Below are 14042 nucleotides of genomic sequence, written 5' to 3'. Positions count from 1 at the left end.
CAGTGCCGACTCAGGCCTCTGTCAGCGGCAGGCGCTGTTCAATAATACCGCCACCAAGGCACACGTCACCGAGGTAAAATACCGCGGACTGGCCCGGAGTGACGGCCGCGACCGGCTCATCGAAACGCACTTCAATGCGATCGTCGCCGTGCGGAATGATCTCGCAGGGAATGTCGCTCTGACGATAGCGGGTTTTCACCGTGCAGCGTAGCGCAGTGGTTACTGGCTGGCGATCGACCCAGTGCAGCTGCTGTGCTATCAGGCCCACCGACATCAGGCGCGGATGATCGCCGCCCTGTGCCACAATCAGCGTATTGCGCGCGACATCTTTGTCGACCACATACCACGGATCGTCATTGCTCTCTTTGCGTCCGCCGATGCCCAGCCCTTTACGCTGACCCAGGGTGTGATACATCAGCCCCTGGTGTTCACCGACCACTTCACCGTCAACGGTTTCGATGACGCCCGGCTGGGCCGGCAGGTAACGACCGAGGAAGTCGCGGAATTTACGCTCGCCGATAAAGCAAATACCAGTGGAATCTTTTTTCTTCGCCGTAATCAGATCGAGCTGTTCGGCGATGCGGCGCACCTCAGGCTTCTCCAGTTCGCCGACCGGGAACAGGCTCTGTGCAATCTGCTGGTGGCTGAGCGTGTAGAGGAAATAGCTCTGATCTTTGTTGCCGTCGAGACCGCGCAGCAGCTGACTGGTGCCGTTGACATCGGCACGGCGCACATAGTGGCCGGTGGCAATGTAGTCTGCGCCGAGATCGTCTGCAGCGAATTCGAGAAACGCTTTGAACTTGATCTCTTTGTTACACAGAATATCCGGGTTCGGCGTGCGTCCGGCCTTGTACTCTTCCAGAAAGTGCTCGAACACGTTGTCCCAGTACTCAGCGGCGAAATTGATTTTGTGCAGTTTGATGCCGAGCTTGTCACACACGGCCTGTGCGTCAGCCAGATCGTCAGCGGCGGTGCAATACTCCTCGCCATCGTCTTCCTCCCAGTTCTTCATGAACAGGCCTTCAACCTGATAGCCCTGCTGCTGCAGTAACCAGGCGGAAACGGAAGAATCGACGCCGCCGGACATCCCGACGATCACTTTTTTCTGGCTGTTGTCAGACATGACGCACTCTTGATTACGATAAAAACAGGCGGCGCATTCTATCACGCGGAAGCGTTGTGCGCACCCTCATGAAACGGCCACTGATACGGGGCTATCAGCTGCAGCGGATAGCGGGCCCCCTGCTGCCACAGCCGCACGCTTTCGGCCACCAGCGGCGAACGCAGCGTCTCTGCGCTGAGAATCTGCGCGGGCGACAGCCACCAGCAGCAGTCAATATCGCTGTCGTGTGGCGTGGTGGTAACGGTGGCAGGCAGATCGAGGCCAAACAGAAAACGCACAAAAGGTGTATGGTCCGGGGCGATCCACTGCTGCACGCCGAGAAAATAGTCGGGCTGCGCGCTGATGCCGGTCTCTTCGTACAGCTCACGTTGCGCGGCTTCCAGTAGCGTTTCATCGGCCTCAAGATGACCGGCCGGCTGATTCCAGGTAACGCGGCCGTCGACGCGCTCTTCCACCACCAGTAATTTGCCCTGCGCGTGCACCATACAGGCGACGGTTACATGAGGTTTAAAAATCGTTCCTCCCAAATAGTTAACCTGACGTTATCGAAATGTATAAACTACGTCCGGTCGCTGATGTCGCGCCATTCGCCCGGTGCCAAATCCTGCAGCTGGTAATCACCCATGGCAAAACGGATCAGGCGTAACGTTGGAAAGCCAATGTGCGCCGTCATCCTTCGGACCTGGCGATTGCGCCCTTCATACAGCGTGATTTTCAGCCAGCAGGTGGGGATGGCTTTACGCTCGCGAATCGGCGGGGTGCGCGGCCACAGCCATGCAGGTTCAGGCACCACTTCTGCGCCCGCCGGCAACGTTGGGCCATCGTTGAGGGTGATGCCACTGCGCAGGCGGGATAAATCTGATTCCTGCGGCACGCCCTCCACCTGAACGTAATAGATTTTGCCGGTGCGCTTGCCCGGCTGCGTCAGCTGCGCCTGCAGTGCGCCATCGTTGGTCAGAATCATTAACCCTTCGCTGTCGCGGTCAAGACGGCCTGCGGCATACACCTCGCTCACCGGCACAAAATCTTTCAGCGTGCGGCGGCCAGCCTCATCGCTGAACTGCGGCAGAACATCGAAAGGTTTGTTAAAGAGTATGACGCGACGCGGACCTTTTGGCCGCGTGTCACGCCGCGCGGGCTGGCGCGCCGGGGCAGCAGGGCGCTTATGCTGGTGAATTCGTTGAGAAGTTTTTCGCATGGGCTTTGCAGTTGGTAACAATCGGCGCATTATAGCGCGAAACTGCGGTGATTGGCGTGGCGGAAATATTCAAGTAGTATTGACGCGCATCTTACAAATCATTAACAAAAAATCGCTCGAAGGAGAGGTTAATGGAAAGCAAAGTAGTTGTTCCGGCGGAAGGTCAAAAAATCACCCTGGATCAGGGCAAACTGAATGTCCCGAATAACCCGATCATCCCCTACATTGAAGGTGACGGTATTGGGGTTGACGTTTCCCCGGTGATGCTGAAAGTGGTTGATGCCGCTGTGAAGAAAGCCTACAACGGCGAGCGAAAAATTTCCTGGATGGAAATTTACACCGGCGAAAAATCCGTCGAACTCTATGGCCAGGATGTCTGGCTGCCGCAGGAAACCCTCGATTTAATCAAAGAGTACCGCGTGGCCATTAAAGGCCCACTGACTACCCCGGTAGGTGGCGGTATTCGTTCCCTGAACGTGGCACTGCGCCAGGAACTGGACCTGTACGTGTGTCTGCGTCCGGTACGTTACTACAAAGGTACGCCAAGCCCGGTTAAACGTCCTGAAGATACCGACATGGTGATCTTCCGCGAAAACTCCGAAGATATCTATGCTGGTATCGAGTGGAAAGCCGGTACGCCGGAAGCGGACAAAGTGATCAAATTCCTGCGTGAAGAGATGGGCGTGAAGAAAATTCGCTTCCCGCAGCAGTGTGGTATTGGCGTGAAGCCATGTTCAGAAGAGGGCACGAAACGTCTGGTGCGTGCCGCGGTTGAATACACCATCACCAATGACCGTGATTCCCTGACGCTGGTGCACAAAGGCAACATCATGAAGTTCACCGAAGGCTCTTTCAAAGACTGGGGCTACCAGCTGGTGAAAGAAGAGTTCGGCGGCGAGCTGATCGATGGCGGTCCGTGGATGAAGTTCAAAAACCCGAACACCGGTAAAGAGATCATCGTTAAAGATGTGATCGCCGACGCCTTCCTGCAGCAGATCCTGCTGCGTCCAGCCGAGTATGACGTTATCGCCTGTATGAACCTGAACGGTGACTACATTTCTGATGCCCTGGCGGCACAGGTAGGTGGTATTGGTATCGCACCGGGCGCCAACATCGGTGACGAGTGCGCACTGTTCGAAGCTACCCACGGTACGGCACCGAAGTATGCGGGCCAGGATAAAGTGAACCCAGGTTCCGTGATCCTGTCTGCAGAAATGATGCTGCGTCACCTGGAGTGGTTCGAAGCGGCTGACCTGATTGTTAAAGGCATGGAAGGCGCAATCGCTGCCAAAACCGTGACCTACGACTTTGAGCGTCTGATGGACGGCGCTAAGCTGCTGAAATGTTCTGAGTTTGGTGACGCGATCATCGCGAACATGTAATAACTGATGTTATTGTCACCCCGTTTTCTCATGAAGAAAGCGGGGTGAATTTATATTTAAGCCCCCTAATAACCGCTTCGTGTCACCAGGCTGTATCGGAAAAGCAACCGATCTCTGGCTTAGTTTTTGAGGGCCTCCGATGAAGGCCACTCATTGATCATCGCCCGTTAATCTTCAGCCCCTCCATTACAACGTTGGGAGTCAGGCAGAGGTTTTCCAGCTCTGCAATAAAGCGTTTTGCTACGGCCTGAATGGTCTCATCTCCAACTTCACGGCAGTCATAGAACACAATAAAACTAAAATGCTTAGCATCAGGTAACAGACAGATTACCGTTTGGTGGTTACTGCCGCTGGATCCACCATACGGCTGCAGAGTAAAAGGAACGTCGTCGCCGATTTCCGGTGCCGGCATGCTTTCAAAGACCAGCAGGCTACCAAACGGTGACGTAGGCCGCCAGACGTCGTCATAGTGATTGAGTTCGTGGAAAGCGTACTGCTGTCTGTCCGGCTGGCTGCTGGCGATCTCAGCCAGCAACGCTTCATTACTTCGGCTGTGGATGCCTTGCAGCCTCAGTACCGGGCTTGCGACAAACATCCCTGCCAGCCTGTCAACCTGTTCAATCCCGGCAGGACGCTCGCTCATGGTGGTGCCAATAACAATATCATCGCCTGGAATGTGCGCAGCCAGCGCTTTCATCCACGCTAACTGGGTTAACTGATTAACGGTATAACCTGTTTTGCTTGCAAACCGGTATAGCGAGGCAGTCAGTGTATCGCGAAGCTTGTACTGAATCTGACGCATGCGCTTTTCCTGCTGAAGCTGAACAGGCGGCAATTTTTCTACGGGCAGACGTTGGTTCATGGGGGCCCCCGCCAGATAGGTGGACCAGAACGTTTCAGCCGCAGAGTGATCGGTCCCGCGCAGCCATGTTATGAAAGGTTCAAAGCCTGACGGCGTCACATTCACAGCCTGTTGAGTCTGTAGTGCACGGTAGTCTTTTATCAGGGTGGTAATGATATTACTGTTTGACCAGCCATCGATGAGCACGTGATTAAAGGTTTGCATCATATAGTGTTTATTGTCCGGGCCGATAATAATCACCACACGAATAAGGGGTGGCTGCTCCGGATTAAACGGTTTGAGGCGGTCTTCAAGTAAACGTTGCTCGAGAGCCTCCGGCAAGTTTTGACGTGGTAACTCACGCCAGTCTTCGATAACAACAGGAATTGCGGTCTGCCTGCAAATAAAGGCAACCGGCTCACCCGGGCAGGCGCGGTCGCTGTAGCCAGTGCGGAATACGTCATAACGCTGAGCGGCATATTGCCAGCTCTGACGCATGATTTCAGGATCGAAATCACCCTCTATCACCACCATGCTCTGGTCAATCTGATAATCGCTGTTGATGCGGTTGAAGTAGAGCTGCTCGCGCTGAGTTGGCGTTACCGGATAGGCATTATCCAGCCTGTGCAGCCGCTGCAATCGATCCAGCTCCTGTAATGTCAATGCACAATGAGGAAAATCAGCCGGGCTGAACCAGCTCTCGCCAGCGGCCTGTACCTCCTGACAGTGCGTGATAAGTGCCAGCAGCTGTTGCTGATATTCATCGACAAGTTTGTCCAGCGCTTCCTCAGGCAGCAGGGCACTGAAGATGAGCGTCAATTGTCCGCCTCTTACCCGACCAGTTACATCCAGTACGTTACTGCTGCCGTTTTCCGCCGCTACCGTTTCTCCGCATTTCGTCTGGTCAATTTGCCAGCTCCCGCTTCCCTCTTCAGTCGTAAACTGACCCAGGTAGTTAAAGCTGATGGCCGGTAAATCATGGTGCTTCAGGGCTGTCGCCTGTTCACTGTATTTTAATGCGGAGTAACCGAGGCCTTTATCAGGTACCTGTCGCAGCGTATCCTTCACATGGCGCAGTGTTGCTGCAGGCGAGGCAGACAGCTTCAGTTTCACCGGGTACATCACTGTGAACCAGCCAACGGTGCGATTGATTTCAACATCGCTGGTTATTGCTTCACGCCCATGACCTTCCAGGGTGATGAAGCTCTCATTGCCGCCGTGCCAGCTGGACAGGGCGTAAGCCAGTGGCGTGAGCAGCAGGTCATTGATTTCCGTTTTATAAGCATCATGCACCTGGGTAAGCAGGGCGCGCGTTTTCGCCTGTGTTAGCGTCAGCGAGCGCGCGATACGCGATGAGTTAGTCGTCTTCGCCGTGAGCATCCTCCGGTAATCCGGCTGTCCAGCAATCACCTGGTCCCAGTAACGCTGTTGCAGAGGAATCGTGTTGGCATAATCACGTAGTTTCTGTGCCCATTGTCGGTAGCTGGTACCTTTATTTCCCAGCTTCCGCCCTTCACACAGGGTTTGCAGGTCATCCGCGAGTATGCGCCATGACACCGCATCAATAATCAGGTGATGGAAGGCGCAAAACAGGGATGGAGGTGCATCCGTACGGCTATCATGCAGCATGACGAAACGGAATAGCGGCCCTTCTGACAAACAAAAATCGCTCTGCCAGTGGGTGAGGTTCTGTGTGAGCTCAGAGGCTGTCGCACAGGCAGCAGTGTCAAAGACGCTAAAGGGAATATCAACTGTGACAGAACTATAGCTCTGCTCTGCGTAGCCCTTTCTGACCTTATAACGGGCGCGCAGTAGATCATGATGGGCAATGAGCTTATGCAGGCTGGCCCGCAGAATCTCAGTGTCAGTTCCTGCCGGCAGTGACAGTGTGAAGGCCTGATTAAACCAGTTTGGCTGTATCAGTTGCTGCGCAAAAAACCATTGTTGCACCGGCAGCAACGGGCAGGGCCCTGTCAGCGCTCCCTGTTCACTTAGGGTTTCTGACTGGACGTTGCTTTCCAGAAGCCGGGCGAGCTGTTGCACGCTTTTGGCGTTAAAGATATCCCGGGTGGTGCAGTGAATTCCCTGCTTACGCAAAGCGGTTGTAACAAGGATGCTCTGAATAGAATCGCCACCAATGCGGAAAAAATTGTCAGTCACGCTAATCTGTTCGGTCTTCAAAATTTGCTGCCAGACGGCGGTGATCGTTTTCTCTAATGACGTAACAGGGGCCTGATAATGCACTTCACGTGCCTGCGTTGCCTGCGGAAGTCTTTCACGGGCCAGCTTCCCGTTTATCGTCAGGGGAATCTCTGCAATCGGGATGATGCTAGCAGGCAACATATACTCAGGCAGGCGGCTTTCCAGTGCGATAAACAGCGCCGGGACAGATGTCTCTTCTGAAGGATGCGGGACATACCAGGCGCATAACTGCGGTGCACCCCCAGTATCCTGCAGCAACACCACGGACTGTTGCACACCAGGCTGCTGATTAAGCACGGCTTCAATTTCCTGCAGTTCCACGCGGTAGCCGCGAATTTTCACCTGCTGGTCTTTACGTCCTAAATACTCCAGCTGGCCATCAGGCCTTATCCGCACCTGATCGCCGGTTTTATACAATCGTCCGCTAATCCTCGGCGAGGTGACAAACTGTTTTGCGGTCAAATCCGGACGATTCAGATAGCCCCGGGCGAGGCCGCGTCCGCCAACGTACAGCTCACCTATTGCTCCCTGAGGAACAGGCTGCATGTGGCTATCCAGCACGTACAGTTGCCGACCGGCAATGGCACGGCCAATAGGAAGACTGCCGCTCGTATCTGTGGCAAAAATTTCAGCGGTAGTAGTAAAGGTGGTGCATTCTGTTGGGCCATAGCCGTTAATGATGTGCTGTGGCCGGGGTGACTGGTTGGCCAGCGCTAACATTATTTCCGGTGTTAACGCTTCACCGCCGACTAACAGGTAGCTGAGGCTATCAAACAGGTGGTTATCCCGTTTCCACAGATTATCAAACAGCGCCCTCGTCACCCACATGACGCTCACCCGTTGATGTTGCATCAATGACTGGAATGCCCGGGTATCACTGGCCAGATCCTGCGTACTGAGCTCAGGTATCACTAATTTCCCGCCATTGAGTAAGGCCCCCCAGATTTCAAAAGTGGCGGCGTCAAAGACCGGGCTTGAAAGAAAGAGCAGGCTGTCCTCTTCAGTGAGGGGCAGCGACGGGTTGTCTACAACCAGCTCGACCATCGCGGCCTGCTCAATCAGAACGCCTTTCGGTGTGCCGGTCGTTCCGGATGTATATATGATCGCGCCCAGACTCTCTGCGTCTGCGGATGCATTCACGCTTTTGCACGCTTGCGGGATGAGTGTGTCCACGCACAGTGCATTATATTTTGTGACCAGCGCAAGGTGATCAGCCTGCGTCAATACCAGTGGGGCGGCGGTATCATCCAGCATCCAGCTGATTCGCTCTGCCGGGTATTCCGTTGAGAGCGGTACATAGCAACCCCCGGCTTTAACAATGGCGAGCATGGCAATAACAAAATCAGCGCTTTTATCCATCAGCAGGGCTATTGGCGTGTCCGGCTTTAGCTCACCCAGTTGCCCGGTGATAACGCTGGCCAGATAGCTGGCACGCTGATCCAATTGTTGGTAGTTCAGCGACGTATTACCCCAGGACAGCGCGGTAGAAGTGGCGTATTGCTGGACGCACCAGTCAAAGCGCGTCGCCAGTGATGATGTGCAGACAGAGGGCAACAGCGGTGCCTGCGGTGCTTCTTCCTCCAGCCATAATTGCGTGTGTGCACAGGAAACATTCTGCAGAGCCTGGGTCATTAACTTCAATACCGAGGCCAGTAAGGTGGAGGCATGAGCGGCGCTTAGCCAGTCCGTGTGATAGTCCAGTTGCAGCGTGAGGCCGCTGTTCAGTTCATAAGCCATCAACACTAACGGATAGTCGAGCTTTCCATACACTTTCAGCAGCGTCGAGGCGGCGGCAATGCCGTCTTTATCACGACTTTGCGGGTAGTTTTCACACACCACCAGGCTTTGAAAGAGTGAAATGCCTTCATCCTGCAGCGCACTCAGAGAAATATTGCTATGGCTATTGAAATCAACCACCGTCTGCTGGATAGCGGTGAGCACGTGTGCGCAGCTGTGGTCTGATGCCCAATCCACGGTGAGCGGTAGGGTATTGATGAACGGTCCGACGCAGTTTTCAATCTCAGCCAGTGGCATACCGCGGCCCGAGACAACTAACCCGGCCTGTGTCTGGGCATCCTGAGTATAAATCTGCATAAGTTTGTGCCAGGCGAATTGCAGCACGGTGTTGAGGGTGTAGCCATTTTCAACCAGCAACTGTTTAAACGCACCAAACTCAGTGGGTGTCAGAATATGCTGCACGAATGCTGCCGGAGGACACGTTTTATCCGTTTCCGGACGTGCCAGAACCTGAAGGTTATTAGGCGTTGCAAACCGCTGCTTTTGTTGTTGCCAGAATTCTGCAGTGATTGATTTCCGACGCTGCAGCCACTGGAGTGCCTGCGGCCAGCTCTGTTGTTCAATTATCTCAGGCTGCTCGCCCTTTATCAGAAGATCGTAAAAGCGATGCACCTGTTCAAAGAGCAAAGTCATGCTCCAGCCATCGCATATGGCATGGTGCTCACTTTTGAGCAGGTAAAATTCCTCCTGCTGGCATTTCACGATTAGCAGCCGGAATAGCGCAGGCTGGGACAGGTCAAAGCGCTGCAATCTATCCTGCTGCTGCAGACGCGTAATTTCTGCCTGTTGCTCCGATTCACTGCAGTCACTGAGGTCAACAACCTTAAGCCATTGCGTAGTCAGCGTTGCGCTATTCATTTCGATCTGCAGGATATTCTCGCCCTGCCAGTCAAATGCGGTTCGCAGTATTGGATACATTTGAACTGCCAGCACCCATGCCTTTTTATAGCAGGTGATGTCCAGCGCACAGTGATAGTGCATCAATTGCTGCACGTGATAGGCATCATCATCTGGCGAACGTAAAGCATTAAACAGCATACCCTGTTGCAGGGGCGTGGCCGTGTACAGGGCTTTCATCTGCGGATAACGTGCTCTCAGCCGAACAATCTCGTCCTGCGCAAGAGGTTGAGTGCCATAATCACTGGCCGTTTTGCCTGAGTGATTGGCCAGCGCAGGGACAGCAAGTTCAGCAATCTCTGCAAGTGCGTTGTGTAACGCCTGCGCAAAAGCCTCTGTTTGTTCGGAAGACAGTTGGCTTTCAATGATGAAGCTAAGTTGCCCGCGGTCCACCACGCCGTTGATGGTCAGCATCTGGCTCGATGCGTTAGCGCTGTGAATCCACTCGCCCGTGTTTTTATACGATAAGGTCCAGGGTTTTTCGCTCGTGAGCGTTAACTGCCCAAGGTAGTTGAAGCTTATTGCGGGCAGGGTAATATCCGCCAGTTGATTCTGCTGATGCAAAATCCCAAACCCAACGCCTTTCGCTGGAATCTGTCGTAGCCCCTCTTTGGTCCCGATAATGGTTTCGGCTAGCGTGGTTTCCGCCGTGAGAACAAGTGGGTAAAGCGAAGTAAAACAACCTATGGTCCGGGAAAAGTCCATCGTGTCCTGCCAGGCTTCACGGCCATGCCCTTCCATCAGAATGCAGTGTTGGCGCTGGCCTGAAATAGCCTGTAGCGCCAGCGCCAGGGCGCTGAGTAACAGATCGTTAATCTCTGTTCCCCAGGCCTCATTTGCCGCTCCCAGCAGTTGCTCTGTTTGTGTTGATGATAAAATCACCTCGATCTTCAGGTCAGATTTCGTGGCGACCAGCGAGCTAGCTGGCAGGTTACGTAGTGCATTTCTCCACCATAGCACGTCGTCAGGCCAGCTTTCGGCATAGCCCGCCAGCGAGTCCGCCCACTGCTGATAGCTGCTGCTGGGTGAGGGCAGAGACTTATGCTGGAGAAAATGCTCAATGTCCTGCGCCAGGATGCGCCAGGAAAACATGTCAATCACCAGGTGGTGAAAGGCAAACCACAGAAAATCCCCACCAGCAGGATGCTGGCGAATGATGGCCGCGCGCCACAATGGTCCGCGCTCTAAATCAAAATCTGACTGCAATTGGGTGAGCTGTTGTGTCAGTTCAGTTATCGATCCCGGGTGCAGGGTCAGCAGAGTCTGGCATGGGTAATCGTCAACATCGTGTACGTAAGGCGTTGACTGCGGAAAGCTTGCGCGCAACATGTCATGTTGCCCGACAAGGGCGTTAATCGCTTCCTGTAACATCAGAACAGAAATATCTTCAGGTAAATGCAGCGTAAACGCCTGATTAAAGTGCTGTGGCTGAGGATAGCGCTGGCTGAAAAACCACTGCTGCACGGGAAGCAACGGTACAGTTCCCCGCATCGGCTTATGGACTCCCTCTGCGCCGCCATTAGCCCCTACGCTGCGCGACTGAAGCAGTTGCGCCATTGCGCGTACGGTTGGATGCTGATTTAGTTCATAAAGCGAAAGCGTATGACCCAGCTTACGCAGGGCGGCAATCAGCAAAATGGCCTGCACCGAGTCACCGCCCACCCGGTAGAAGTTATCATCCAGCCCGACAGAAGCGACCGGCAGCAGCCTGAGCCACTCTTTAAGTACCAGCGCCTCCCATAATGTACTGGTCTGCGACACGTCACCCGCCTTGCCTTGATGCGTGGCCAGAAGTGCCTTACGGTCCAGCTTACCGTTAATATTGACCGGTATTTCATCAATCAGATGGAATATGGCAGGGATCATGTACTCCGGCAGCAGCGCCAGTAGATTTTCACGCAAAACATCTGGCGTTACCGCACTATCCGTTTTGCATACGTACCAGGCAACAAGATAATGATTCTCCGGTTCGACAATGTTTAACACAGCTGCCTGTTGTACGCCTGCAGACTGGAGTAATGCGCCCTCAATCTCGCTTAAATCTATGCGGTAGCCGCGTATTTTTACCTGAGTATCATGGCGCCCGTGATAGACGAGGTTGCCATCGGCAAGTCGCGTAACCTGATCCCCGGTTTTATACAAGCGCCCGTTACCGAAAGGGTCAGGAATAAATTTACGCTCTGTAAGCGCGGGATCACCGAGATAGCCTTTAGCCAGGCCATGACCACCGATATACAGCTCGCCCTGCGCACCATCTGGCTGGAGCTGCAGCTGATCATTCAGCACATACAAGGTGCGCCCTGTTACGGCTTTCCCGATCGGGATGCTCTTCTGCTCCCGATCGGGCAGGATTTCATACCAGCAACTGAAAGTGGTGCACTCCGTCGGACCATAGGCATTCAGCACCTTTTCCGGTCTCGGCGACTGGCACACGATAGCCTGCATGATGTCAGGAGTAAGCGCTTCTCCTCCCACCATCAGCTGACGGACAGAATCAAAAATATGGTTGTCGATCAAATAGAGCGTATCGAACAGTGTTCGGGTCACAAATAGCGCCGATACCTGTTCATCCATCAACAGTCGTTTAAAGCCTTCCGGATCGCTTACCAGTTGTTGCGAAGTCGCCGGAATGATGAGGCGCGCACCATTGAGTAACGCTCCCCAGACTTCAAATGTTGCTGCATCGAAGGACGGACTGGCGAGAAATAGCAGCGTATCCTGCGGGCTGAGGCTAACATAGTTAGTCTCCTGTACAAGTCCGGCGATAGCCTGTTGTGTGACAATCACTCCCTTAGGATTTCCGGTGGTTCCGGACGTAAAGAAAATCGCTGCGGTTGGATCGTCATGACAGGGGATACGTGGATTATCCATTTCCGGCATGGCCAGGAGTTCTTCAACGTCACACAACAGGATGTCAACCGGATGTTTACAGCCTGCTGTCAATGCGCCGTTCCCGGTGACGAAATGAGCCTGGCTAATCATTATCTGCACTGCGGCATGTTCCAGCTGATAGTGCTTCCTCGCCGTAGGTGCGGCAATGTCCACTGGCATATAGCTGCCGCCCGCTTTTATTATTGCCAGCATAGCGACAACAAATTCGCGCCCTTTTTCACAGTGCAGAGCCACAGGAATATCAGAGTCAAGACCTCTTTGCCGAAGCTGGTGGGCCAGCACATTCGCACAATGGTTAAGCTGAAGATAGCTTAGCGGGCAGCCTGCACCTGATACCGCGGGCATATTCGGGCGCTGGGTAACCTGTAGCTCAAATTGTTCAGCCAGAGAACGGAAAGTCTTTACCGGATGGTCGCTCGGTGCGGTCAAACGGCAGATTTCTTCATCGCTCAGTAACGGCAGTGACAGTAGTGGAGCGTCCGGTTGCTGAATGGCAGACATTAATAAGTGAAGGAAGTACTCACCACAGCGACATACGGTAGAGTGGTCAAACAAAGCGCGCCGGTAGCGCAGACGAAAATTGAAGTGCTGCTCCGTTTCTTCATACTCCAGCGACAAATCAGCGCCGGCCAGATCATAATACTGTCCATGCACCGGCTGAGCCTGGCAACCTTCAAAAGCAAACAAATATTCCCGCTGTGGCGTCTGAGCGAAGCTAAAACGCAAATCCGTGCAACCGCTTAACGCCACAATATTGTCGGTTGGCAAGTAGTTATAGTAAACACCCTCTTTATTTTTCATCAGACTGAAACGATTCTCGCGCTGACATAAATCCCGCAGTGTTGTATCCGCCAGAACCTCTACAAGCATTACACTGCTGTTAACCTGAGCCCCCATCTCGAGCCCTGATAACTGCCTGATAGCAATGGGGTAAAATAACGCTATGGCGTGTTGAGCTGAGCATCTTGCAAGCAATGTGCCCCAGACCTGAGAAAATACGATGAAGGGGCGCTGGGAAATTTTTCGCTTATTGTTGAAATCGGTTTTTGATAACGAGAAACGTATTTCATCAACAATATCATGTGATGCTGCTGCGTTTTTTTTCTCAGACGCGAAGGGCAGAGTGACCGCTTCAGGCAAACGGGGCGTTAACGCTTTCCAGTGCAGCAGAGTATCTTCTGTGTCAAGGCTGGCTACCCTCTCTTTCGCTTGCATGACTTTGTCAGTTATTTGCTCAGCAGTGACAGCTTTAATAATATCTGCACCGTTATAATAACCGCTGATTTTATCGAAAAACTCACGTTGTATTCTCCCATCCATAATTAAATGGTGGAAAACAATGGTGAAAATTACTTTTTCGGCTGAGAGTGTTTGCAGAGCAATGCGATAAAGGGGGGCCGATAACAGGTCAAAGGGTTGTTTTATGAATTCGTCAAGCTCTTTATCATTTGCAATCTTCTGTAAGGTGTTTCTTCTTTTATTTCTTGTCCAGAATGGCTGCCCGTCACGTAATGATAAATGGCTATCGAAAATAATGTGGTCGTCGAGGAAACGCGTCAGGCTTGATTCAAACCTGTCTGCATCAAACTTACCTGAAAGTTGTTGTGAAATGGAGATGTTATAGTCTGCGCTATCAGGTCTGCGAACGAACTCATTCCAGAATAACATAGAGTAAGGGCTAAGAGGAAGTTGATTCATTTTTCAGTCCTT

The 14042-nt window shown here is 53.1% G+C and carries 5 protein-coding genes; 1 reads left to right on the top strand and 4 read right to left on the bottom strand.

Annotation, left to right across the window (positions count from 1 at the left end):
* Window positions 1–10: 10 nt before the first annotated feature.
* The 3 genes from mnmA to rluE are packed head-to-tail and all read right to left on the bottom strand — an operon-like array spanning window position 11 to window position 2351.
* Window positions 11–1123 carry a tRNA 2-thiouridine(34) synthase MnmA gene (mnmA, locus tag H7K56_RS02970; protein ID WP_104186858.1) on the bottom strand — a complete coding sequence of 371 codons (1113 nt, stop codon included), beginning with the start codon at window positions 1121–1123 and terminating at the stop codon, window positions 11–13.
* 41 nt (window positions 1124–1164) lie between these two features.
* A complete protein-coding gene (locus H7K56_RS02965; protein ID WP_031279253.1) occupies window positions 1165–1638 on the bottom strand; it encodes an NUDIX domain-containing protein in 474 nt (157 codons plus the stop codon).
* Window positions 1639–1682: 44 nt separating this feature from the next.
* Entirely contained in the window at window positions 1683–2351 is a 669-nt protein-coding gene (gene rluE / locus H7K56_RS02960; RefSeq protein WP_072208614.1) for a 23S rRNA pseudouridine(2457) synthase RluE, read from the bottom strand.
* A gap of 101 nt (window positions 2352–2452) precedes the next feature.
* On the opposite strand from rluE, the gene icd reads away from it, so the two are divergent.
* On the top strand, window positions 2453–3703 hold the full coding sequence (gene icd, locus H7K56_RS02955; protein WP_010617214.1) for an NADP-dependent isocitrate dehydrogenase: 1251 nt from the start codon (window positions 2453–2455) through the stop codon (window positions 3701–3703).
* A gap of 157 nt (window positions 3704–3860) precedes the next feature.
* Here the strand turns inward: icd and H7K56_RS02950 are convergent, their stop codons facing one another.
* Window positions 3861–14030 carry a non-ribosomal peptide synthetase gene (locus H7K56_RS02950; RefSeq protein WP_150360947.1) on the bottom strand — a complete coding sequence of 3390 codons (10170 nt, stop codon included), beginning with the start codon at window positions 14028–14030 and terminating at the stop codon, window positions 3861–3863.
* Between the last annotated feature and the right edge of the window lie 12 nt (window positions 14031–14042).

Source organism: Pantoea dispersa (genome assembly GCF_014155765.1).
GTDB lineage: Bacteria > Pseudomonadota > Gammaproteobacteria > Enterobacterales > Enterobacteriaceae > Pantoea > Pantoea dispersa.
The sequence above is the reverse complement of the archived record's forward strand: the minus strand, read 5'-3'. Positions and strand labels throughout refer to the sequence as shown.

Excerpts from the sequence above, each read along its gene's own strand:
- H7K56_RS02950 (WP_150360947.1), bottom strand. The coding sequence starts at position 14,030 with ATGAATCAACTTCCTCTTAGCCCTTACTCTATGTTATTCTGGAATGAG.
- rluE (WP_072208614.1), bottom strand. The coding sequence starts at position 2,351 with ATGCGCCGATTGTTACCAACTGCAAAGCCCATGCGAAAAACTTCTCAA.
- mnmA (WP_104186858.1), bottom strand. The coding sequence starts at position 1,123 with ATGTCTGACAACAGCCAGAAAAAAGTGATCGTCGGGATGTCCGGCGGC.
- icd (WP_010617214.1), top strand. The coding sequence starts at position 2,453 with ATGGAAAGCAAAGTAGTTGTTCCGGCGGAAGGTCAAAAAATCACCCTG.